The following is a 23,363-nucleotide window of genomic DNA, read 5'->3' as shown; positions in this document are numbered from 1 at the left end:
AAAGGGGAGTAGTAAGGTTGCCCAGTAATAAAAAAGGGTTGACCGAAGTCAACCCTTTCTAATTATTTTGAAATTACTTCAAATGAGAACCATCGAGCGCTTACTTTAGTTGAGCCTTTACGTGCTCGATAATATCAGTCATTGCGACTGGCGTTTTCTCACCAGTAGCACGGTTCTTGTATTCGAAGTTGCCTTCTTTCATTGAGCGGTCACCGATAATAATGGTATGCGGTACACCAATAAGCTCCATGTCAGAGAACATTACGCCTGGGCGTTCTTTACGGTCGTCAAATAGGACTTCGATGCCCATTGCCGTTAGCTCCGCGTACAACTTCTCAGCGGCTTCTTTTACTTCTTCTGACTTGTGCATGTTCATTGGAACGATCGCAACCTGGAATGGTGCGATTGCATCTGGCCAGATGATGCCGTATTTGTCATGGTTTTGCTCAATAGCAGCCGCTACGACGCGAGTGATACCGACGCCGTAACAGCCCATTTCTAGGATGACGTTCTTACCATCAGGACCAAGTACACCACAGTTCATCGCTGCGGAGTAAGCGTTGCCAAGTTGGAAGATATGGCCAACTTCGATACCACGCTTAAGCTGGATAGTGCCTTTACCACATGGGCTTGGATCGCCTTCAACCACGTTGCGTAGGTCTTCAACTTGACCAAGCTCTGCGTCACGACCCCAGTTAATGCCGAAGTAGTGTTTGCCATCGATGTTCGCACCCGCACCGAAATCACTCATTACCGCTACGCTGCGGTCAACGATGAACGGCAGTTTAAGACCAACAGGGCCTAGAGAACCAGGACCAGCACCGATAAGCTCACGAATTTCTTCTTCAGATGCCATTTCCAGTGGAGCTGCAACTTGAGGAAGGTTCTCTGCTTTCACTTCGTTCAGTTCATGATCGCCACGAATGATAAGCGCGATGATTGGTGCATCAACTTCGTCAGACGCTTTCACAAACAAAGTTTTCACTGTTTTTTCAATTGGCAGCTCGAACTGTTCAACCAATTCAGCGATTGTTTTTGCGTTTGGCGTATCTACCAACGTCATTTCTTGCGTTGGTGCCGCTGCTTCAGAGGCTGGAGCTAGTGCTTCTGCTTTTTCGATGTTTGCCGCGTAATCTGACTCGGTAGAGAATGCGATGATGTCTTCGCCACTTTCAGCCAGTACGTGGAACTCTTGAGAGCCGCTACCACCGATAGCACCGCTATCTGCTAGTACAGGACGGTAATCCAGACCCATGCGATCGAATGCTTTGCAGTAAGCATCGTGCATTGCGTCGTATGACTTTTGTAGGCCGTCTTTATCAATGTCAAAGCTGTACGCATCCATCATTGAGAATTCACGTGAACGCATTACACCGAAGCGTGGACGACGTTCGTCACGGAATTTGGTTTGGATTTGGTACAGGTTTAGCGGAAGCTGTTTGTAAGAGCTCACTTCATTGCGAACAAGGCTAGTGATCACTTCTTCAGCGGTTGGGCTAAGTACAAACGGACGAACATGACGGTCAGTAAAGCGAAGTAGCTCAGGACCCATCTTTTCGCTGCGGCCTGTCTCTTCCCATAGTTCAAACGGCTGAACAACGGGCATCAAAGTTTCGACTGCGCCTGCATTGTCGATTTCTTGACGAACGATGTTTTCGACTTTACGCAGTACACGTAGACCAGTAGGTAGCCAGGTGTATAGACCTGAAGCCAGCTTACGGATCATACCTGCACGTAGCATGAGCTGGTGGCTCACTACTTCTGCGTCGTTTGGAGTCTCCTTCAGAGTAGAAAGAAGATAATTACTGGTACGCATTAAATTTATCCGTTTATTTAAGTTAGATACTCAAGCTTGAACAAGCTGGAGTATAGGAGTTCCCGAAAGGGAAATTTATTAGCCGTCTATAATATCAGCCAATTGCGTTTGTCAAAAGCTTTCAATAGCGGTAACCGTTATTAAGTTGCTTGTTGCTGTGAACTTTACGTTCAAGTCGAACAAATTTACCGCATATTCTTTATTGTCCGGCTTGTTTTTCTTGTATGCAGGACGAGGATCTTGGGCCAGAACTTGTTCAATGACTGATCTTACATAGTCAGTATCGGATCGATTTTCTATCGTTGCTAATGCTTGAGCAGAAAAGTTGACTTGTGACTTTTCTGGTTCTTGGTCTGCGTATCCGCCTTGTGCTTCCGAAATAGAATCCGAATAGGGGATATAAGGCTTAATGTCCACAATCGGTGTCCCATCAACGAGATCAACGCTGCCTAAATCAAGATAGATTTGATCGCCTTGCTTAGTGACTCCTTTCACTTCAACGGCTGACATTCCGATTCCGTTTGGGCGGAAAGTCGAGCGTGAGGCAAAGACACCTATTCGTTCATTGCCGCCCAGTCGTGGTGGACGGACGGTTGGCTTCCAACCTGCTTCCAGATTTTGATCAAACAAAAATAACAGCCAAACGTGAGAGAACTGTTCTAGCCCACGCACTGCTTCAGGGCTATTCGCTGCGCCTAACAGTTTTACGCGTGCTTTTGCTGTTGGTACTAAGCGAGGCTGGCGCGGTACTGCAAACTTTTCTTTGTACGGTGTCTCAATGACACCGATGGGTTCAATGGAATACATGGTGGACATCTTTAAGAATTCATTGAGATGAAAAGTATCACAAATTTCTCTTGCTTTTCTTGTTGATAATGATTACTAATTAAAACGTTATAACATAACATTTCAATTGAGAGGAAAAGTATTATGAAACCAGGAATCCACCCTGAATATCGTCCAGTGGTGTTCCACGACACCAGCGTAGATGAATACTTCGTTGTTGGTTCTACGTTGAAAACAGAGAGAACCATCGAATGGAAAGATGGCAAAACCTACCCTTACTTTACGTTAGATGTGTCGTCAGCATCCCATCCGTACTACACCGGTAAACAGCGAGTGGTTCAAACAGAAGGTCGTATTGCGAACTTCAACCGTCGTTTTGGTCAATTTAAGAGCGAAAAGGAATAAATCATGAAGGTAGTAAAATCATTAAAAAGTGCAAAAAGTCGTCATCCGGATTGCCAGGTCGTAAAACGAAGAGGGCGTCTATATGTCATTTGTAAGGCGAATCCGAGGTTTAAAGCAGTGCAGAAGTAATCGTTCTGCATATTTCTGGCTTATGGTTTTGTTTAATTGATAATTTTGACTTAACTGTTTTACATGGATGAAATATCTACATTTTTGTTTGTTATTGGTTATAAAACTCTCTAATGGTCACAGTTTGTAACATTTAGGGCTTTTCTTTAACCTTCTGCTCAAGTACCCTTCGCTCGCTTTTTTGACATTTTTGTCACATTTGCACAGGAATAAAAACAAGGAGGGAACAGATGAGTTCATCTGATTCAATTAAACAAAACTCGCCTAAGAAGCCACTGTTTACGCGCTTTTTGGATACTGTCGAATATTTGGGGAACTTATTACCTCACCCGATCACACTATTTGCCATTTTCTGTTTAGCCATTCTGGTGATGTCGGGCATTGCAGGATACTTCGAAGTTTCCGTTGTAGACCCTCGTCCTGAGGGCGCAAAAGGTCGTGCCGCAGATGGCATGATTCATGTCGTCAGCTTACTTAACGCTGATGGACTCGAACTTATCGTTACTAACTTAGTGAAAAACTTTGTTGGCTTTGCACCTTTAGGCACGGTTTTGGTTGCGATGTTGGGTGTTGCTATTGCTGAGTACTCTGGTTTGCTATCTGCAGCCATGCGTGGCTTGGTCATGGGCGCATCTCAACGCATGGTAACAGTGACTGTTGTTTTCGCTGGTATCATTTCAAATACGGCATCAGAGTTGGGGTATGTGGTACTTATTCCACTGGCAGCAATGTTGTTCCATTCTCTAGGTCGTCACCCACTTGCAGGCCTTGCTGCGGCATTCGCTGGTGTATCCGGTGGTTACTCAGCAAACCTACTTATTGGTACGGTTGACCCGTTACTGTCAGGTATTACTGAAACCGCAGCGCAAATGATTGACCCAACTTACACTGTTGGTCCAGAAGTTAACTGGTACTTCATGTTTGTGTCGACGTTCTTCATTGCAATCACTGGTGCGTTTGTTACTGAAAAAATTGTTGAGCCAAAGCTTGGCAAATACAGTGAAGAAGAAGCCTCAGAAGATTTGTCTAACGACAAAATGGGCGGCTTGACAGACATTGAGAAGAAAGGCCTAAAACTAGCAGGTGTTGCTGTACTGGTTGTTTCCGCGTTGCTTGCTTGGACGGTTGTTCCAGCTGACGGCATCTTACGTTCTGATGCAGGTACAATTGCAGGTTCTCCATTCCTGAAAAGTATCGTGGCATTCATCTTTGTGTTCTTTGCTATCCCAGGTTTTGTGTTTGGTAAAGTTGTTGGCACGATGAAGACGGATCGCGATGTGATTGATGCAATGGCGAAATCTATGTCTTCTATGGGCATGTACATTGTATTGGTTTTCTTTGCTGCTCAGTTCGTTGCGTTCTTTAAATGGACTAACTTCGGTCAGGTATTTGCGGTTGCTGGTGCAAGCTTCCTGCAAGAAATTGGCTTAACTGGCCCAATGTTGTTCTTTGCCTTCATCCTTATGTGTGGCTTTATCAACCTAATGATTGGTTCGGCATCGGCACAGTGGGCAGTGACGGCACCGATTTTTGTGCCGATGTTAATGCTTGTTGGTTATGCACCGGAAACGATTCAGGCTGCTTACCGAATTGGTGACTCGACGACAAACATCATTACTCCAATGATGAGCTACTTTGGTTTGATTCTTGCGGTAGCAACTCGTTACATGAAGAACTTAGGTATCGGTACGCTGATCGCGACCATGCTACCTTACTCAATCTGCTTCATTGTCGGTTGGAGTGTGCTGTTCTACCTGTGGGTATTCGTATTTGGTTTACCAGTAGGCCCTGGCGCAGCAACATACTACACACCGTAAAAACGGTTACCTCACACAGCTCCATTGTAAAAAGCCTGCGAACGTCGCAGGCTTTTTTTATCGATTCAAATTGTGTGTACGCAGGCTTACCTGATTATAGATGTCGGTTTATAGCTGAAAACGCATCAACAAAGGGCGATAAAAGTGCTGAGTGAGCCAGCACAAGCTTTTCCAAATTATGCGTTTGTACCAAGGTAAGTGCGCAATATAAACATAGCTAAATTCAATTTCTGGCCGGGCTTTTCTGTTGCGTTTAAAAGCTGGAGCCCCTGAGCTCATATTAAAGCGACGCTGGCATATCATTGCGTGGCGGATGGTATAAGCAGATATTCTTCTATACAGCGCAAAACTCTGCGGCTTATTGGTATCGTAGCCAAAAATTGGGCAAGTCATGTCGTTATCAATTTCTACTATGCCTAACGTAGCCAGCATCTCTTCTTGATAAAACAGTCCCACTAAATGCACTAAGTTATTTTGGCTCGCCTGTTTTAAATATTGGGTTGAAAACTGGATGTTATTCCGGCTGTATTTATCAAGGTAAAGCATGTCATATAACGCTTTGGCACGCTGAAACTCTTCATCAGTAGCCAGCGGCTTAAACTGCCAATCTTTATCATTAAACAGCTTGAAGTCTTTCGTTAAATCTCGGTTGAAGCTGAATGCTTGCCAATCCTCAAGTAAATACACTTGTCGCGTTACCAAACTTTGCCATTGTTGCTGCTTCAATCGCTGAATTAAGTGTGAATGCTGACGCTGGTTGAGGGAGCGAAGCACCAAGGGAAAGGTGGGATATTTATCGAGTGCCACGCGGCGCAGCTCATCGAGGTTTAAGGATTCCCATTGTTCACTATACATATTGGTGGACAAGCACTGATTGTTGAGCGTTTGGACTTGATCCAATCCAGCCAATGATAAGATTGGTTTAGTCATATTAATAAGTAGCTTACATACCCATCGAACAGCCACATTTTTGACTTTGTAAAGCTCTTCTTCGGCGTAGTCACTAAGCAGTGTCATAGGGGACACGGCATAACAGTTGTTTGGTATTTTTGGTGTTACGGAGTAGGGAATGGCAACATCATCGATATAGTGGCAACCAAAGCTTGCTGTGCATTCATCAATAGGATTCGATTGCATAAGAGTGATAAAGGTTTGATGCCATTCTTGAGAGGAAAGTGTCATGATGGCAACGCTTCTCCATTCCACTCAATATCAACGGTAGAAGCGGCGCTCCATTTTGCCTTGTTCTGCCTAGCTAGCCGGAGTAATTCAAACACACTCCGGACTTGGCTCCCTACCGGCAAGTTATGCTGTTGCATTACATTCACTCCAGACCACCAATTTTGCCAAGTTCGAGCCTTAAATAGGGATAATCCACCTTCAGCGATGAGTGTTATTGGACCTAAATGATACAATCGCTGCTCAGAAGGGCCAGTAAATTCCATATTAGGGAGCAGTTGAGTGCATCGAGACGAGAGTAGGTGCAAACCACTGGTGGCTCTTGGGTTGCATTCAATCACGTAGAGTTCATTTTGTGATTGGATGAAGTCAAACGAAACTTGCCCATGATAAGTATGACGTTTACCAAAAGCGGCGATAAATGTATCTAGTCGATCGCATGAGAGCGGCTGAAAAGCACTGGCGGCCGATCCGTTTACACAGTATTTCGGCACATAAGCTTGATGTGCTTTAAGGTCACCATGTTCAAAAATCGCATAGTTACACACCGGAGTCCCATGGATTTTTTGTTGCTGAACCCAAGGGAAAAGGGGTGATATCGTGGCGGCAGAAATAGACTGAGTTGTCACATCTCTTATTACTTGCCCGCCAAACCGAGAGTAAACTGGCTTTAGAACGGTTCTCTTATTAATTTCAATCTCACTTTTATCAGCGACCAAACGGGTTTTTGGAAGTGTAATTTCTGGCAAGCCTTTAAGTTGTTCAAAGACGGTCAACTTGTTGTGTAGGGCATTGAGCAGCGCCACATCGGGAAGAAAAAAATCTACTTCTGGACATTGTTTGGCAACATGAGCCAAGTAATACACTTCTTCACAAGTGGGTATCACCATATCAATACGCATCTGAGTAATGATTTTTAGGATCTGCTGTTGATAGGTGGGAAACGCAAATCGAGGTGAAGCGGTGGGGATATAAGACTCGATGCCTCGCAAAAATGACCCCAAAGGCCTTTTTAGTGAATCGGTGAGAATTACTTCATGCCCATGATGCATACACATGGTTGCCCACTCTAGTGCAACTGGTGCTCGGGCTCCGGTGATTAAGACCCGCATATGTTCACCACACGTCGTTGTTTATTCATTGGCGTCCAAATAGGCGCAGGGCGGTAACTAAATCTGACAGGATCAAGCCGCAATTGGTCAAACAACTTTATCAAGGCTTGATGTATAACCCGATGGTGGTGAACCTCCGCTTCAATTTGAATGGTTTGTGACCCTGTTTGGGTGACTCGGTAATCCACGCGACCTTTGGCAGATAGTGTTATAGCGCGGTAGATGAGATCTGGTAACACCGTCACTGGGACGTGGTTTGCGTTTAGCGTGAGGCGATCACCACATCGTCCGGCAATCGCGCCAAGAGGTTCAAATACGCCATTATCCTGTTTATTCTCAATAATATCGTTGAGCTGATAACGAATAATTGGCTGAGTTTTACGACGAAAATCGGTAATGATTGGGCTGTAATGAGTACGTTCGGTATTCAGCCAATGTTTTTCGATGTAAACAACATCCTGATTCCAGCGCATTTGTCCTTGCTGATCAGTACATGCAAGAAAACCTTCGGTACATTGATAGACTTCATGGAGCTCGCTGTCGAACCGTTGAGAAATATAGTGACGGTCACTCTCGGTTAGAACCTCTGCCCCAGAAATGATCCGCTGTGGTTGAATTGCGGGTTGACCAAATTGACCGCTGAACTGGGCGCAGAGCTGAAGAGCTTGCGCACTACCAACCAAAAGCGTGGGTTGAAACTCATCCAGCTCTTTTATCCATTCTTGGTAAGGTTTGGTTAAATCGGCATAAAAGAATGTGACAGGCCCTTTCGCGACGGATTTATACAGTGGGCTGTTGGCGCGCAAGGCTAGTGCAATTCGGTGCTTTTGCCATAGGTTGGGCAAAAGGCGAGCCAATATATTGCCGGCCCACAGTTGTGTTTCCTGCTTGTCAGCAAGAAACAACCCGCGCATGCCTGATGTGCCCGAAGAAAGCCCAACCGTAACATCGCCAACTTTCGAAGCGGCAAAGTTGCGTGACTGCTCTGCTTTGAGTGCCTGCTGCATTAACTGTTCAGCATCTAAGCCCTTCGTATTTAACTCTGAAAGGTTCTCCATCATGGTTTGCTTATTCATGATAGGGAAATCACTGAGTGGTGCACCTTGAAAAGAGCGGTAATACGGTGAATGACAGCATACCCAATCTAGGTGTTGCGTTAAATGTTGTTGCTGCCACGCTTCGACTTGTTCCCTTGAACCGAAAGGGCGGTAGCGGGTTCGCCAGAATTCTGAGATAAGCGTTCTCACTTAATCCATCCTTCTTTGATTAGCTGCTGGATAGTTTCCTGACAATGTGAAGGTACGAAGCGAACAACGTGGTGGGTTTGTTGGTAGCAACTTCTCAATTCGGAGAGGGTGTTTTTATAGGCCTTTGTGTCATCGCAAAGCATGTTCGCCAGCCAATGCTGATCGATATTTTCACTCAAGCTCTCAATTAACCAACATGCATCGGCGAGTAAGAACAGCCAACCTCGTTCTCTTTTAACTAATAGGCCCACTTGGCCAGCTGCATGGCCTGGCAAGCTAACCATATAAATAAGTCCATCGTCGAACATGTCTTTACAGAGCAAGTTAACCCCTTGGCACTGAGGAAGAATTTGGCTGATTGGCACAGAAAAATCACCATGAATGATGAAGTTAGATTCTAGTTGTGGAGGGAGCAGAGCTTTTAGGTAGCCTTTTCTTACGCCTCCAATTCGACCACTTTTAGTAATCGCATCTACCCCTTTTTGTTGGCAATGCAATTGAGAGTGGGAAAACTCAGACACGGCAGCAATGTGATCGGCATGGAAGTGGGAGAGCACTAAATGCTCAATATCATGAGGTTTGAGATTTTCTTTTGCTAACTGCGCAACAATCCCATGTTCTTGTTGATAGCGGCAAGGTGTTGTCCAAGCATAAAAGCGTTCAGGGAAGGGACGAGTCGCGCTAAAAAAGTGCTCGTGATATCCCGTATCAAACAGGATGTTGCCTTGTGTCGGGTGCTGAATTAACGCAACGGCTGCAGGAAATGCTCTAGGCTTAATACCAGAACCTGGTTTGACAACAAAGCCTGGGTGTACGCAGTGTCCAGCCTCAAAGATTTTTATTTTTAGACCAGTTTGCATACTGCTGTATTCCTTCTTGAATTGAAAAAAGCGGTTGGTAATTCAGGTTTTTTATCGCCTTGCTGATATCCAGAGTTTGATGATAGTTAAACAATCCTGCGCTGTATGAAGTGAGCCTTGGCTCTGGCTGATGTGGTAAGCGCCTTCGTATTTGCTCACTGAGCTTTAATAATGGTGATACCACACCGTATGGTAATGATTGTAACGTTACTTTTAGGCTCAACCCCACACATAAAGCTTGCAGAACAGTCTCAATTGGCATTGGTTCGTTGTTGGAAATATTGAAGACATCACCATGCTGAAGTTGGTCTGCCTGAGTGCAAGCGAGCATCGCCGCATGGGCAACGTTGTCGACATAGGTCAGATCAACCACTGGGTTTCTACCCGATGGCAGAAGCAGAGTGTTGTTTTTGATCGCCTTAAGCACTCTTGGGATAATCGCGCGATCGTTGGGGCCAAAAATGCCACGCGGTCTTAAAATGATCGCTTTGCTTTGGCCTTTTACGGCTTCAAGTTCAGATAGGTATTTGGTGTGTGCGTAATCATTACACCAGTGTGAAGCAATGGCGTCGGTTTCTCTAATATTCCAACGGTCTTGGTGGTCAAAATAGACGCTGGTGGAGGAAATATGAATAAAACGCGATATTTGATGCGTATTGGCCGCATTGACGAGGTTTTTGGTGGCATCTACATTGGCTTGATAAAACGCTTCCCACTTGCCCCATGGGCTTGAGAGAGCGGCACAATGGATGATTGCATCCATGTCTTGGCATACCGCATGAACAGCAGAGTGGTCTCTCAAATCGACTAAATGTGGGATAACATCGAATTGCTCAGCGAGTTGTTTAGCGATGACTGTATTTCGCGCTGTAAAATGCAGTTCATGTTGCTGGTGAAACATTCTTAGAATTGCGCTACCCAACATCCCACTGCCACCAGTGACTAATATCTTCATAGTTTTAACACTCCCATCCCTAGTGATAACCCGGCAGCGGTACCAGCTAATAACACATGTTTTCCTGCTGTTTCTGGCTGATTACGCAGCCAGTGTAAGTTAATCGGGAGTGAGGCGGCGACTTGGTTTCCCAAAGTCGAAAAGTGATTAACTGTTTTCTCGGTTGGTAACCCGGTGAGTGATGGCAGTTTTTTTAATCCGTGCGCACTGGCTTGATGTGGAAGAAAATAATCAATATCGCTGAGTGTTACCGGAGAGGCGTCAAAGCCTTTTTTTAGAAACGCCGGTAAGGTTTTACGCACATGTTTAAAGAGTGCTTTGCCCTCCATCTCAAACTGGCAGCTTTTTAAATAGGCTTGATGCTCTGAGGTGTGAGGGTTGACATGACTACCTCCGCCCTTAATTTGACAAAATGAATACCCGGTATGATGCGTTTCAAAGTGACTGGTGAGCAATCCATCACCGTTGTGTTCTTCGAGCAAAAATGCGGCGGCACCGTCTGCGAATAGGGTTGCAACTTCTGGTTTGAGCGTAAAATTTCGATTCAGTGTGATGCCAGTAGCGAGTTCGCTGGTGACAATGAGAATCCGACGGTACCGTTTTGCTAAGAATAGACTCTGAGCAAGGTCAAGCGCAGAAAGAAATGATAAACAGGTGCTGTTCAAATCAAAGCTTTCTAGCCATGTTGGAGCGTCTAACGCGGCGAGAACCGCTGAAGCGTCGTAGGGCAGAGACTGGTGGTGAGTGCCGCTAGCGTAGATAAGGAGATCAATGGAGCCCAAGGTATATATGTTTCCTAAACACTGCTCTATCGCCTGCACCGCCATGTAAATAGCGGTCTCTTTTGTATTGGCTACATGACGATATTCAACGTCGAATTTATTTCGGCAGGTCCCTGGCGCCAATTTTAGGAAGCGATCCATCTCTCGATCTGACCATTGATTCGTTGGCAGGTAGCTTCCACTAGAAACGATGTTAAAGCCCATTATTCTCTATACATTTATTAAAAACGTCGTTCAAAATAAACCACGTTGCATATTGAAGCTATGGCGAGCGAGATGAAAAATAAACAGAACAAAACAAATGGGAGTAAGAGCACGCTTTGGGTGCAATGCTGAAAATGAATTTTCAGGAATGAGCCAGGCTTTGATTTGCTGGCTCAATATGAATAGAGTGAGGATTACTTCCTAAATTTAGCCAAAATACGATCTAAATGGTTCGCAAATTCGCGGCGATCGGTTTGGGAAAGCGCAGCGGGTCCACCTGTCTGAATTCCGCTTGAGCGCATGGTTTCCATGAAGTCGCGGATATTTAGACGAGCTTTGATAGTATCTTTTGTATAAAGCTCGCCACGTGAACTGAGGGCTTGAGCACCTTTAGAGATGACCTCATCTGCAAGCGGAATGTCTGATGTGATCACCAAATCGTTGGCCTCCACACGCTTAACGATTTCGTTGTCAGCGATGTCAAATCCAGCTGGAACTTGGAGCGAGTGGATGTTGTCTCTTTTGGGCACCGGGACAACGTGGTTGGCGACAAACGTACATTCAATCCCCGTGCGTTCGGCGGCACGCACAATGGTTTCGCGGATGACTTTCGGACACGCGTCTGCATCTACCCATAACTTCATGATGACTTCTCACTTAGCTTGGCTTCTAGCTCTTCAATACGAGCCACTAATTTTTTCACCGTGCTTTCTAGCGCTGCAAGACGATCATTATCGGTGTGCGCTTGTGCTGCGACTTCAACCTTGGGAACACGCTGAGCACTTTTCCAACTTTTTATTGCGGTGATTAATGCAGGCATTGGGACGGGCGTTTTCAAGCGTGCTTTCACTAACGCTACGGTTGGTTCTTTTCCTTGTTGTTGCAGTTGTTCCATTACCGCTTCTAATTCTTTAGTAACGTCTTGAGTTAACATTTTTAATCCTTAACAACGATATATCTATCATCATACGTTGAGTCCCCTAATTTGGCGAATAGCAATTTGGAATGTGTGGTGTGAGAGATCTCTTACATGGGTTGTGAGAGAAAACGATTTCGTGAGCGGAAAAATAGAAATTACAATCATCAACTTATTGATAAATAATGATTTAACAACTATTTAACCAATGTGGTGTATAAATATTTATCTAGGATAGATTGTCAATTTTTAGGAAAGGCGTAAATTGGGAGTTGTCAGCAGGAAGCAGACATGGAACAGGAAAGCACCAAGGATTTGGTTATCGTCAGGAAGACGATTTGGTTGGTCAGGATGATTAATCAAGCATGGAGCGTAGGACATTGTAAGGACACTATCATTAATAGGATGTTGATGACTAAGGATAGACAATGGACCCCTCTAGGATAGAGGTTATGGACAGCGTCAGGAAGATGCAAGGGACACCGCTCAAGGAACAAGTGATGTGTGCTAACGGGGAATGTTAGCTATCAGGATGATAAGGACACCGCTAGGACGGCGACGTAAGGAATAAGCTGACGGAATCAGCCACTATTATGGATGATGCATGGAGCACTTTTAGTAGCCGGACTGCTGCGAGTAAGACCATGACCCCGATACTTATGTGTCGGGGTCTTTCTTATATAAAAAGATACCTAGTCGTTCTCGTTGAATTAAGCACCTCGAGGTGACTTGGGTATATCAGTGTCACAAAATTTATAAATTCCTAATAACACTTAATAAAAAACAATCCAGATCAATATCCTTTCCAATCAGTTGGTTTAACTTTCGGCTTCTCTACAAGGTGTTATGCCCCGCAGTTATTGAGCATATTCAAGCTCATCGAGTTTGCGATCTGCGGATAAATAAAGTTTGTTGTAATCAAGGAACAGATGTGGCCATAGTAACCAGAAGAATGCTTCTTCTACCCTACAATGAGTCGTTGCAACTAGAGTTCGTCATGCTGAATTGCTGTGCGAAAAACCGTGCTGAAATGAACGGTCCGTATACTGTCGCGTCTGCCAAACAGATGTTTGAGAAAATACTGGATGATGAAAATATTTATAGTATGGCGGTGCTAGAGAGCACCAGTCGTGACTATATGGGGCACGTGTTCATTTCCCATCTCGATTCCGAGCCTGAGTTAGGGTTTATTTTTGATAAATCTTATTGGGGTAAAGGGTTAGCGACAGAAGCTCTAAAAGCGTTTTTCCCCAAGGCGTGCCGTGAGCTGGGGCTACATAAGGTGAAAGCTAACGTGAATAGCAACCATCAAGCTTCTATGGCGGTGCTGAAAAAACTGGGATTTGTTGAAACAAAAGAAAGTAAGGATCTATATGGTCCTTACTTTGAAATGGAATTTACAAGCGATGCGGTGGTAGGTGAAAGTTCTGCGGCCTGAAACCGACCATAGTTAGCTCTCCTTGGTAGCAATCGTCACCAAGCGATGAAAACTCAAATTGATACACCGTATGCCAACGCCAGACTCCGTCTGGCGTTTTTAGTTTATGGGCACCAAAGGCGATGCTGATTAATTGGAGATCCAATTGCTCACATTTACGCGTGATTGCCACTTTTGCGAGTTCGGCTTGACGACGTTGTTGCCAAAACAGATAACAGAAAAAGCATAGCCCTAAAATTGCTAAAAGATCACCAATCATCCCTGAACCTTTATTATCCCTTTGTTGCTTGTTGTAAGCTTACTAGCGCCTTTGCTAGTTCTTCAGATGGATTTGAATGTAACAGGGGCAATAACACCATTCTTAACTCAGGTAGCATCACTAAATCGGCAAATAACTGATTAAATAGAGCTTGATTACCGGTTTGAGCTAAACGCAGCAAAAACTGTTCTGCTACCTTTTCATTGGCTAGTAAGTGCCAAGCTCGGCCAGCCACGCCAATCAGTACTTCCTGATGGCTTAAACGAGGGCTTTTTAATATCGCTTCTAACACTGGCGAGGCAATGACTGTTGGTGCGCCAGCCAAAGCTCGGATAAGTGCTGAAAGTAGGAAGAGATCCGGTTCGCTACTTGCGATTTCTTGTTGTGCTTTGTCGGCGATACGCTCAGCTAAACGCTCTTGTAACTTTACATGCTCAAGCGCACCCAACAGAGCATAAAGTGGTTCATTCGGTAGGTGGTTCAACGCTTTGCGTATCATTACCCCGTTTTGCTCTTTGTCCAAACGAGCGGCCATGTCGGTGATCCCTTGCAGACCTACGGTTTGCCAATTATCCCAGCCTAAACCACCTGAAAAGTAATGCTGAGTGTGCTCATAATATTGGCTGGTAGGAAGATCGAGGTTCGCGCGGACCTGGCTATGAAACACGGCCATTTTGTCTTCGGAAGGTTTGAACGTATATGGGTTATTAGACAGCTTTTGCTGTTGCTCTTCAGTGATATCATCATTGAGGCGTGTTCCCATGGCTTCCACTACGTATTTAATGAAATTGCCGATATCCGCTTGCTTTAACAAACCGCGCTCGTCCAATTCAAACTTTAGAAACCAAATCCAAGGTTGCTTTTGTTCATTCCAATAAGCGATGGCAAGGTGTGCTTTACGCTGCATTGGGAATGGGTACGGTGCTTGACCTTTTTCTACATCGGTAAACTCTTTCTTAGCGATGGTTTTGATACGACGACCAAGATCGAAGATTTGATAATCACAGTGGCTGTTGTTCAACAGTTGAGTGAGGGTTTGAATGTTTTCCATTAAATACGACGTCCTAACGTTCTTTTCACAAGAAATGGTATCATTCTCGGCTAATTCAAGGTTCGAGATAGAATTAATGGTAACAAATACTCAATTGGTCGACTTACTTCACCAACTTGAAACGCAGCTTAAAGAACATAAGTTGTGGCAACACACTAGGCCTTCAGAGCAAGCCTTACAAAGCGTGGAGCCATTTGCGATTGATACATTGCATCCTCATGAGTGGTTGCAGTGGATCTTTATAGACAGAATGCACGTGCTAGTGGAAAACAACCAACCATTGCCAAGAGGGTTTTCTCTCGAGCCCTATTTTTCAGAAGCGTGGAAGCAGGAACCGCAGTTCGCAGAGCTGCTTGTTACAATCCGAACCATTGACGAACTGTGTAAGTAAACGAATGCTAGAACAAGAAATAGCGCGATCTTCAGAACCAGTTGAGCTGGAGATCGTTTATCAGGATGAATATTTTGTAGCGGTCAACAAGCCTGCAGGCATGTTAGTGCATCGCAGTTGGTTAGATAAACACGAAACTCAGTTTGTCATGCAAACTTTGCGCGACCAAATTGGCCAGCATGTGTTCCCATTGCATCGTCTGGATCGTCCAACATCTGGTGTGCTCGTGTTTGCGTTGTCGAGTGAAGTCGCATCACAAGTCATGCCGATGTTTGCTGAACATAAAATGGAAAAGACATACCACGCGATAGTACGCGGTTGGATTGAGGAAGAGGGCGTCTTGGATTACGCACTCAAAGTCGAGTTAGACAAGATTGCGGATAAGTTCGCTTCACAAGAAAAAGAAGCGCAAGAAGCGGTGACGGAATATAAACCGTTGGCTAAAGTGGAAGTTCCCTATTCGACGGGTAAATTTCCTACAACGCGTTATTGCTTAGTTGAGATGAAACCCAAGACGGGGCGTAAGCACCAACTTCGTCGTCATATGGCGCATCTACGTCATCCTATTGTGGGTGATACAACGCACGGAGATGGCAAGCACAACAAGCTGTATCGCACAGAGTTTGATTCTCATCGTTTGCTACTGCACGCTTCAGAGTTACGGTTTGTCCATCCATTTACCGATCAAGAGATTGTCATGACGGCCAATATTGATGAGACTTGGCAGCAATTGTTTACTCGATTTGAGTGGGATGAATCAATGATCAATCGATAATGGGATTAGTTAGATCTAGATAATGATTGAGTACAAATAAAAAGGGTTAGCATCAATGCTAACCCTTTTTTAATATTTAAGATTTAACGTTTTACTTTAGTTTTTCGAGATCTGCTTCGATCTCTGCGATCTTGCTCGAAACGACTTTTTCTAAATGACGAAGGTCTGAGAGAATTTTCTCTTTTACATCAACCTCAGGTTGTTTCGTTGGCTTAGTGATTTTATTCAGTTCATCAATGACCAATGTGAGGTTACGGTTGATTTCCGTTACTTCTTTATATTTGTGACTGCCACTGTCCACAAGAACATTTTTGATTTGGCGCGGGTATTTGAATTTAACGCTTTTGGCGAACAGCTCGCCTTTTTGCTTGTGGAAATAGATCTTGAGCACGTCTTTGTGTGCTTCTTGGCGTAGGGAATAACGTTCAATCTGCTTAGGGTCGTGAATACCCAAACCAGTGAGGTGGGGATACATAGGCTACCTCTATTACATCGAATTGATATTGATATAACTGTAGCAGCCTATGTATGAGCTAGATAGCTGATATTTAGCCAAAATGCTTAACTTGTGGGCAAGATCGCTCTCGCCCTGAACCGAAAAGATTGGCAGGTTTGATCTAAGCAGCGACCTCATCAGATAACTTTTCGATCAATCTCTCTCTTAGCTCATCTTGCTGTTCTTCACTTAATCTTCCCCCTGCATCACTGGTTAAAATAAACAAGTCTTCTGCTCGCTCACCAATGGTGGTGATTTTTGCACCATGAAGGTTGATATTTAAATCAGCAAACGTACGGCCTACTTTGGCTAACAGCCCTGGTGTGTCTAGCGCGACAAACTCCATCAACGTGTGTTTTTTACCTTTGGTTGGTAAGAAGTCGACTTTGGTTTTCACATTAAAGTGCTGAAGTTTGTTAGGAGTACGGCGCGTTTTAATCTTGGTTGGTCGGCCCGCCTCCAGTACATGGGTGAGGTGCTTAATCACCGCGGCGTGACGAGACTCATCGATCGCTTCGCCATGTTGATCAAGAACCATAAAGGTATCAATCACATGCCCATCTTTGCTGGTCATGATTTGCGCGTCGTGTACATTAAAATTACGCCTATCTAACTCCGCCACGACCGTCGCAAATAAGGCGGGCTGATCTTTCGTGTATACAAACACCTCAGTGCCGCCGCGAGTGGCTTTTTTGCTGATCAAGACCAAAGGCTTAGTTGGATCTTCCATGCGAAGTAAGTGTTCGCAGTGCCACGCGATTTGCGTATGGGTATGACGAAGGAAATAGTCAGCTTTAAAGCGCTGCCACAATACTTCAATTTCGCGCGCGGCAAAGCCCTCTTTGCGTAGCATTGCGGAGGCCATTTGTTGATTGTGGCGAATTCGCTCACGCACATCGACAGGATTCTCTAACCCTCTACGTAAAGCACGTTGTGTGGAGTAATACAGCTCCGCAAGTAAAGTTCGTTTCCAAGCATTCCAAAGTTCTGGGTTGGTTGCACAAATATCTGCAACTGTCAGGCATACAAGATAATCGAGAGATTCTTCGTCTCTGACTTTTTTGGCAAATTCGGTAATGACATCGGGATCATAAATATCTCGGCGCTGTGCGGTGACAGACATTAATAGATGATGTCTTACCAACCAAGCGACAAGTTTGGCCTCGGGCTTTGATAAGCCATGCTCAATACAGAAGTCGTAAGCCTCACCTTCGCCTATAACAGAGTGATCGCCGCCACGTCCTTTACCGATATCGTGGAAAATAGCGGCAATAATCAGCAGTTCTTTCTTTTGCATCCGTGGGTAGACGTCACAACAAATAGGGTGCTTCGCATGATTTTCTGGGTCACTAAAGGTGTTGATGTGTTTCAGTAAGCGAATACTGTGTTCATCAACGGTGTAGGCGTGGAATAAGTCAAACTGCATTTGACCAACAATTTGGCTCCATTGCGGTAAATAGGCCGCCATAACCCCTAATCTGTGCATTAGGCTGAATGCTTTATGCAGAGCATTAGGGTGACGACATAACGCCATGAATTTTTCACGCGCAGCAGGAATGGTGTGCAAAAATTTGTTGAGTCGACGGCGCGCGGTGCGCAGCTGACGTAGTGTTGGTGGGCTCACCCCTTCAATGGTTGAGTCGTTCGCGATATGTAAGAACATATCCAGAATAGTTTCTGGGCGAGCTTGAAACAATGCGGGTTTCCGCGCTTCAATCAAAGAGCCACGACGTTGGAAGTCGGCATCGAGAATCTCGGCACTTTCTGTCGCACCACCATTAATGATCGCTTGATCAAAAAGTTTGAGTAGCATTTTATTGAGCTCTGCCACACGACGAAGTGTGCGATAGAACTCTTTCATCATCATTTCTACGCCTCGGTTGCCTTCACCGACGTAGCCTAGATTTTCCGCAACTTGAGCTTGATGGGCAAAGGTCAAGCGGTTGTCATAGCGGCGAAGCTCCATGTGCAGAGCGAAACGCACTCGCCAAAGGAAGTCCTGACATTCAACCAATTCTCGGTATTCTGCGTCAGTTAAAAATCCGTATCGGCTCATTTCCAGCAATGACGTGGCACCAAAGTGACGTCGGGCGACCCAGCTTAATGTATGAATATCGCGCAGCCCGCCAGGGGTCGACTTAATGTCTGGTTCTAAGTTGTAGGTCGTATCATGGTAACGCGCATGGCGTTCTCTCTGCTCTTGAATTTTAGCGCGGTAAAACGTTTCACTTGGCCAAAAGGAGTCTGATAATACAACTTTCTTCAGTGCCTGAAAGGTATCCTCGCTGCCACACAGTAGACGCGCTTCTTGAAGATTTGTCGCGACGGTCAGATCGGCTTTACCAATTTCCGCACATTCGTTAACGGTGCGAACTGCGTGTCCGACCTCGAGTTTTAAATCCCACAACAGCGTAATGAATTCGCTGATTTTTGCTTCTAGTGCGGTCGGCAGCTTATTGTTCGACAGAATCAAAATATCGATATCGGAGAGCGGATGCAGCTCGCCACGCCCATAGCCACCCACGGCAACTAGAGAAATGTTGTAAATATCTTTGAAGCCAAAATGTTGCCACAAACGATTCAGAAGCAGATCCATGTATTCTGCCCTGGCTAAAACCAAGCTTGTTACCGGATGATGATTGAGAAACTCTTGGTTTTGATCGGAGCTAAATTTCTCTAACTCTTGTTTGAGTTCTCCGATATTGATTTGTTCATCGGAAAAGGTAAGAGGGGACTGAAGTGTCATATTTGCCATCCGTGCAAGCTAATCTAGTTACAATCTAACAAATTTGTGGCAGATAAAAAATATCCCCGCCGAAGCAGGGATATAGTAAACAACGAGTGGTCGTAAGCTTTACGCGTTTTTCATTAGGCGAGGAATCGTATCGTCGCTACGAAGCGTCAGTACTTCACAACCTTCTTTTGTTACAACAATGGTATGTTCCCATTGCGCAGAGTTCTTGCCGTCGCCTGTGTAAACGGTCCAATCGTCTTGAGCGTCAACAGAACAACCAAATTTACCTGCGTTAATCATCGGCTCAATAGTAAAGCACATGCCTTCTTTTAGTACGCGGCGGTCTTTGTTCTTGTAATGAACCACTTGTGGTTCTTCATGGAACTCATCGCCGATACCGTGGCCACAGAAGTCTTTCACAATAGAAAACTTATTGCGAGGGTTGTTTTTGTTGTTCTCTTTGATGTACTTCTCGATAGCTGTACCGATGTCACCAACTGTTGAACCTGGCTTAACGGTACGCATACCAACATACAGTGCTTCTTGAGCAACCATGCATAGACGTTTGTTTACAGGTGAAACATCACCGACTAGGAACATCTTAGAAGTGTCACCATGGTAACCTTGAGGACGCACGCTCAGATCCGCATTCTCATCATTTGGAACGATTACGGTAATATCAACGTTTAAGATGTCGCCATCTTTTAGTACCGCTGGCTTCATTTGGCCGTTGCTACCGATTTCGTCTTTTTCTGCTGGAATACCGTGGCATACGATATGGTTGATTGAAGTACAAATCGACTTAGGGAAACCATGGTAATCAAGTGGAGCAGAGTATGCGCCTTTTTCTAGAGCGTACTCATGACAGATTTTGTTCAACTCTTCTGTCGTCACACCAACTTTGATGTGTGGTTCGATCATTTCTAGAATCTCTGCGGCCAGTTTGCCCGCAATGCGCATGCGTTCTATTTCTTCAGCAGTTTTAATCTTGATTGACATTGGCTTTCTCTACTTATTCCTAAGCACGTAAACGTGCGAATGGCCGCATTCTATCAGACATCGGGGCGTTAACCCAAGTTAGATAGGAATATGCATCATTCTTAATTCGATCGTATGTTTAAAGTTTTGCTTATAAATAGGAGAAAGTGGCACGGTGAAGAAATAATTTTTACTAGCCACAGTGAACTAAAATATGGTATAAAGCGCGCCGGAATAGAGGACTGTTCTCTTCGTTTAGCAAAGCTAAGCGGCGAAGCAAGCTTCATCCGAATAACCTTTTATCTTTAAATCACACACATTCCGTCACATATTCCGGGGTGCTGAGCAGAAGCTTGGTCGGAGTTATGGGGAATGTGGAGGCCTAACCCCATAGAGGAATTTAAAATGGCAACTGTATCAATGCGCGATATGCTAAAAGCTGGTGTTCACTTCGGTCACCAGACTCGTTACTGGAACCCAAAAATGAAGCCATTCATCTTTGGCGCTCGTAACAAAGTTCATATCATCAACCTAGAAAAAACTGTACCAATGTTCAACGACGCTCTAGCTGAACTAGCTAAAGTTGGCGAGAAGAAAGGTAAAGTTCTATTCGTAGGTACTAAGCGCGCTGCATCTGAAGCTGTTAAAGAAGCTGCAATCGCAAGCAACCAGTTTTACGTAAACAACCGCTGGTTAGGCGGTATGCTTACAAACTACAAAACAGTTCGTCAGTCTATCAAGCGTCTAAAAGATCTAGAGACTCAATCTCAAGACGGTACTTTTGACAAACTAACTAAGAAAGAAGCTCTAATGCGTACTCGCGAAATGGAGAAGCTAGAGAAATCTCTTGGTGGTATCAAAGACATGGGCGGCCTACCAGACGCTCTATTCGTAATCGACGCTGATCACGAACACATTGCAATTAAAGAAGCTAACAACCTAGGTATTCCAGTATACGCTGTGGTAGATACTAACTCTAACCCAGACGGCGTTGACTACGTAATCCCAGGTAACGACGACGCGATCCGCGCTGTACAGCTATACCTGAACGCTGCTGCTTCAGCAGTATCTGAAGGTCGTAACAAAGACGTAGCTGCAGTTGCTGAAAAAGACGGTTTCGTAGAAGCTGAATAATAGCGGCTCTGTGTCACACTTGGTCTATGTGAAACCTTTGTGTAGCATAAACTAAGTTATAGTTAGCAATGGGGGCCGACAATGTTAGGCCCCTGTTTTTTACCTTATTTCGAATCAAACGAGGAATACAGAATGGCAACTGTAACTGCTGCTCTAGTTAAAGAACTTCGCGAGCGTACTGGCGCTGGCATGATGGAATGTAAGAAAGCGCTTGTAGAAGCAAACGCTGACATCGAACTAGCAATTGAAAACATGCGTAAATCTGGCGCAGCGAAAGCAGCTAAGAAAGCTGGTAACGTTGCAGCTGAAGGCGCAATCATCATCAAAGAAGAAAACGGCGTTGCTGTTCTTCTTGAAGTTAACTGCCAAACTGACTTCGTTGCTAAAGACGGTAACTTCACTGCATTCGCAGAAGAAGTTGCAGCTGCAGCTCTAGCTTCAAAAGCGACTGTTGAAGAGCTACAAGCACAATTCGAAGACGCACGTGTAGCTCTTGTAGCTAAAATCGGTGAAAACATCACTATCCGTCGCGTAGAATACGTTCAAGGCACTGCAATTGCTTCTTACCGTCACGGTGAGAAAATCGGTGTTGTTGTTGCTGGTGAAGGCGACGCAGAAACTCTTAAGCACGTTGCAATGCACGTTGCTGCTTCCAAGCCTGAGTTCGTTAACCCAGAAGACGTACCAGCTGACGTAGTAGAAAAAGAGAAAGCGGTTCAAGTTGAAATCGCAATGAACGAAGGCAAGCCTGCTGAAATCGCTGAGAAGATGGTTGTTGGCCGCATGAAGAAATTCACTGGCGAGATCTCTCTAACAGGTCAAGCTTTCATCATGGAACCTAAGAAAACTGTAGGTGAAATGCTGAAAGAAAAAGGCGCTTCAGTTTCTACATTCGTTCGCCTAGAAGTAGGTGAAGGTATCGAGAAGAAAGAAGAAATGAGCTTCGCTGAAGAAGTTGCTGCAGCTCAAAAAGGTTAATCCTTAGAGCCTGTATAAAGATTAGACCGTAGCCTTGGCTGCGGTCTTTTTATGAGCAGTGAACGATTAGCCGTGATGAATAGCCATAACTGAATTTGTGTCTATTCATGACTGTTAATCAACAACTCTCTTTGGAAGGTAAACTCCATGACTACGAACCCTAAACCAGCGTATCAACGTATTCTATTAAAACTGAGTGGTGAAGCTCTTCAAGGTGAAGACGGTTTTGGTATTGATCCTGCGGTCCTTGATCGCATGGCACAAGAAGTTAAAGAACTGGTTGAACTGGGTGTTCAGGTTGGTGTAGTTATCGGTGGCGGTAACTTGTTCCGTGGTGCAGGCCTTGCTGAAGCTGGTATGAACCGCGTAGTTGGTGACCACATGGGTATGCTTGCTACAGTAATGAATGGCCTAGCGATGCGCGATGCTCTTCACCGTGCATACGTGAATGCGCGCGTTATGTCTGCCATTCCTCTAAAAGGCGTATGTGACGACTATAATTGGGCTGATGCGATCCGTGAGCTTCGCCAAGGCCGTGTTGTCATCTTCTCTGCTGGTACGGGTAACCCGTTCTTTACAACGGATTCTGCTGCTTGCCTACGTGGTATTGAAATCGAAGCGGATGTTGTACTAAAAGCGACGAAAGTTGATGGTGTATTTACTGCTGACCCTGTAGCAAACCCAGACGCAGAGCTGTATGATAAGCTATCTTACGCAGAAGTTCTGGATAAAGAGCTGAAAGTGATGGACTTGGCGGCGTTTACGCTAGCTCGTGACCACAAAATGCCAATCCGCGTATTTAACATGAACAAGCCAGGCGCACTACGTCGCGTGGTTATGGGCGAAGCAGAAGGCACGCTAATCAACGAATAAGCTTGTCCCAAGGTGCCACCCAAAGCGTTAGGGTGGCGTTTGCTTTGC

General features: G+C 44.9%; 24 protein-coding genes. 9 read left to right on the top strand and 15 right to left on the bottom strand.

What is annotated here, in order from left to right; translation table 11 throughout:
• Window positions 1–100 precede the first annotated feature (100 nt).
• Complete coding sequence (locus LIX84_RS07990; protein ID WP_226421050.1) at window positions 101–1,816, bottom strand: proline--tRNA ligase; 1,716 nt, start codon at window positions 1,814–1,816, stop codon at window positions 101–103.
• 111 nt (window positions 1,817–1,927) lie between these two features.
• The gene (tsaA, locus tag LIX84_RS07985) at window positions 1,928–2,623 is read right to left on the bottom strand and encodes a tRNA (N6-threonylcarbamoyladenosine(37)-N6)-methyltransferase TrmO (RefSeq protein WP_226421147.1); all 696 of its coding nucleotides are present in this window, start codon (window positions 2,621–2,623) and stop codon (window positions 1,928–1,930) included.
• 123 nt (window positions 2,624–2,746) lie between these two features.
• On the opposite strand from tsaA, the gene LIX84_RS07980 reads away from it, so the two are divergent.
• The 3 genes from LIX84_RS07980 (at window position 2,747) to LIX84_RS07970 (ending at window position 4,953) form a co-directional block, all read left to right on the top strand.
• A complete protein-coding gene (locus tag LIX84_RS07980) occupies window positions 2,747–3,007 on the top strand; it encodes a type B 50S ribosomal protein L31 (RefSeq protein ID WP_012841491.1) in 261 nt (86 codons plus the stop codon).
• Window positions 3,008–3,010: 3 nt separating this feature from the next.
• Window positions 3,011–3,136: a type B 50S ribosomal protein L36 gene (gene ykgO, locus LIX84_RS07975; protein ID WP_074191703.1), complete on the top strand. Its 126-nt coding sequence runs from the start codon at window positions 3,011–3,013 to the stop codon at window positions 3,134–3,136.
• 230 nt (window positions 3,137–3,366) lie between these two features.
• Entirely contained in the window at window positions 3,367–4,953 is a 1,587-nt protein-coding gene (locus tag LIX84_RS07970; protein WP_006742541.1) for an AbgT family transporter, read from the top strand.
• 108 nt (window positions 4,954–5,061) lie between these two features.
• Here the strand turns inward: LIX84_RS07970 and LIX84_RS07965 are convergent, their stop codons facing one another.
• The 8 genes from LIX84_RS07965 to LIX84_RS07930 form a co-directional block, all read right to left on the bottom strand.
• Window positions 5,062–6,135 (bottom strand): hypothetical protein, encoded by a 1,074-nt coding sequence (locus LIX84_RS07965; protein WP_226421049.1) that lies wholly within the window; start codon window positions 6,133–6,135, stop codon window positions 5,062–5,064.
• Window positions 6,132–7,244 (bottom strand): ATP-grasp domain-containing protein, encoded by a 1,113-nt coding sequence (locus LIX84_RS07960; protein ID WP_226421048.1) that lies wholly within the window; start codon window positions 7,242–7,244, stop codon window positions 6,132–6,134. Before LIX84_RS07960 ends, LIX84_RS07965 begins: the two co-directional genes overlap by 4 nt.
• The gene (locus tag LIX84_RS07955; RefSeq protein WP_226421047.1) at window positions 7,232–8,491 is read right to left on the bottom strand and encodes a F390 synthetase-related protein; all 1,260 of its coding nucleotides are present in this window, start codon (window positions 8,489–8,491) and stop codon (window positions 7,232–7,234) included. The genes LIX84_RS07960 and LIX84_RS07955 overlap by 13 nt, the downstream gene beginning before the upstream one ends.
• Window positions 8,488–9,351, bottom strand: a complete 864-nt coding sequence (locus LIX84_RS07950; RefSeq protein WP_226421046.1) for an MBL fold metallo-hydrolase — start codon at window positions 9,349–9,351, stop codon at window positions 8,488–8,490. The genes LIX84_RS07955 and LIX84_RS07950 overlap by 4 nt, the downstream gene beginning before the upstream one ends.
• Window positions 9,320–10,306 carry an NAD-dependent epimerase/dehydratase family protein gene (locus tag LIX84_RS07945; protein ID WP_226421045.1) on the bottom strand — a complete coding sequence of 329 codons (987 nt, stop codon included), beginning with the start codon at window positions 10,304–10,306 and terminating at the stop codon, window positions 9,320–9,322. Before LIX84_RS07945 ends, LIX84_RS07950 begins: the two co-directional genes overlap by 32 nt.
• A complete protein-coding gene (locus LIX84_RS07940) occupies window positions 10,303–11,292 on the bottom strand; it encodes a ketoacyl-ACP synthase III (RefSeq protein WP_226421044.1) in 990 nt (329 codons plus the stop codon). Before LIX84_RS07940 ends, LIX84_RS07945 begins: the two co-directional genes overlap by 4 nt.
• A gap of 194 nt (window positions 11,293–11,486) precedes the next feature.
• Window positions 11,487–11,936, bottom strand: coding sequence for a YaiI/YqxD family protein (locus tag LIX84_RS07935; protein ID WP_012841495.1), 450 nt, complete (start codon window positions 11,934–11,936; stop codon window positions 11,487–11,489).
• A complete protein-coding gene (locus LIX84_RS07930; RefSeq protein WP_012841496.1) occupies window positions 11,933–12,226 on the bottom strand; it encodes a hypothetical protein in 294 nt (97 codons plus the stop codon). The genes LIX84_RS07935 and LIX84_RS07930 overlap by 4 nt, the downstream gene beginning before the upstream one ends.
• 934 nt (window positions 12,227–13,160) lie before the next feature.
• Here LIX84_RS07930 and LIX84_RS07925 point away from each other — a divergent pair.
• Window positions 13,161–13,646, top strand: a complete 486-nt coding sequence (locus tag LIX84_RS07925) for a GNAT family N-acetyltransferase (protein WP_080936742.1) — start codon at window positions 13,161–13,163, stop codon at window positions 13,644–13,646.
• On the opposite strand, the gene LIX84_RS07920 is transcribed toward LIX84_RS07925, so the two are convergent.
• Window positions 13,606–13,905: a DUF3301 domain-containing protein gene (locus LIX84_RS07920; RefSeq protein ID WP_012841498.1), complete on the bottom strand. Its 300-nt coding sequence runs from the start codon at window positions 13,903–13,905 to the stop codon at window positions 13,606–13,608. The two genes, LIX84_RS07925 and LIX84_RS07920, sit on opposite strands and share 41 nt — an antisense overlap.
• Window positions 13,906–13,918: 13 nt before the next feature.
• Window positions 13,919–14,956 carry a DUF3549 family protein gene (locus tag LIX84_RS07915; RefSeq protein ID WP_226421043.1) on the bottom strand — a complete coding sequence of 346 codons (1,038 nt, stop codon included), beginning with the start codon at window positions 14,954–14,956 and terminating at the stop codon, window positions 13,919–13,921.
• Between the two features lie 76 nt (window positions 14,957–15,032).
• On the opposite strand from LIX84_RS07915, the gene LIX84_RS07910 reads away from it, so the two are divergent.
• On the top strand, window positions 15,033–15,347 hold the full coding sequence (locus LIX84_RS07910; protein ID WP_005391784.1) for a YqcC family protein: 315 nt from the start codon (window positions 15,033–15,035) through the stop codon (window positions 15,345–15,347).
• A gap of 4 nt (window positions 15,348–15,351) precedes the next feature.
• Window positions 15,352–16,122 carry a tRNA pseudouridine(65) synthase TruC gene (gene truC, locus LIX84_RS07905; protein ID WP_046874970.1) on the top strand — a complete coding sequence of 257 codons (771 nt, stop codon included), beginning with the start codon at window positions 15,352–15,354 and terminating at the stop codon, window positions 16,120–16,122.
• Window positions 16,123–16,213: 91 nt separating this feature from the next.
• Here the strand turns inward: truC and LIX84_RS07900 are convergent, their stop codons facing one another.
• The 3 genes from LIX84_RS07900 to map form a co-directional block, all read right to left on the bottom strand.
• Window positions 16,214–16,597: a DUF3461 family protein gene (locus LIX84_RS07900; protein WP_005380322.1), complete on the bottom strand. Its 384-nt coding sequence runs from the start codon at window positions 16,595–16,597 to the stop codon at window positions 16,214–16,216.
• A 142-nt stretch (window positions 16,598–16,739) separates the two neighbouring features.
• Window positions 16,740–19,364 carry a bifunctional uridylyltransferase/uridylyl-removing protein GlnD gene (gene glnD / locus LIX84_RS07895; protein WP_012841500.1) on the bottom strand — a complete coding sequence of 875 codons (2,625 nt, stop codon included), beginning with the start codon at window positions 19,362–19,364 and terminating at the stop codon, window positions 16,740–16,742.
• A gap of 108 nt (window positions 19,365–19,472) precedes the next feature.
• Entirely contained in the window at window positions 19,473–20,351 is an 879-nt protein-coding gene (gene map / locus LIX84_RS07890) for a type I methionyl aminopeptidase (RefSeq protein ID WP_226421042.1), read from the bottom strand.
• Between the two features lie 384 nt (window positions 20,352–20,735).
• Between map and rpsB the strand changes: the two genes are divergently transcribed.
• From rpsB to pyrH, 3 genes are all read left to right on the top strand, one after another.
• Window positions 20,736–21,464: a 30S ribosomal protein S2 gene (gene rpsB / locus LIX84_RS07885; protein ID WP_012841501.1), complete on the top strand. Its 729-nt coding sequence runs from the start codon at window positions 20,736–20,738 to the stop codon at window positions 21,462–21,464.
• 132 nt (window positions 21,465–21,596) lie between these two features.
• Entirely contained in the window at window positions 21,597–22,442 is an 846-nt protein-coding gene (gene tsf, locus LIX84_RS07880; protein ID WP_012841502.1) for a translation elongation factor Ts, read from the top strand.
• A gap of 147 nt (window positions 22,443–22,589) precedes the next feature.
• Window positions 22,590–23,315 carry a UMP kinase gene (gene pyrH / locus LIX84_RS07875; protein ID WP_005380329.1) on the top strand — a complete coding sequence of 242 codons (726 nt, stop codon included), beginning with the start codon at window positions 22,590–22,592 and terminating at the stop codon, window positions 23,313–23,315.
• Window positions 23,316–23,363 lie beyond the last annotated feature (48 nt).

The sequence above is a fragment of the Vibrio sp. E14 genome (genome assembly GCF_020515785.1).
In the GTDB taxonomy this organism is placed as follows: Bacteria; Pseudomonadota; Gammaproteobacteria; order Enterobacterales; family Vibrionaceae; genus Vibrio; species Vibrio diabolicus.
The sequence above is the reverse complement of the archived record's forward strand: the minus strand, read 5'-3'. Positions and strand labels throughout refer to the sequence as shown.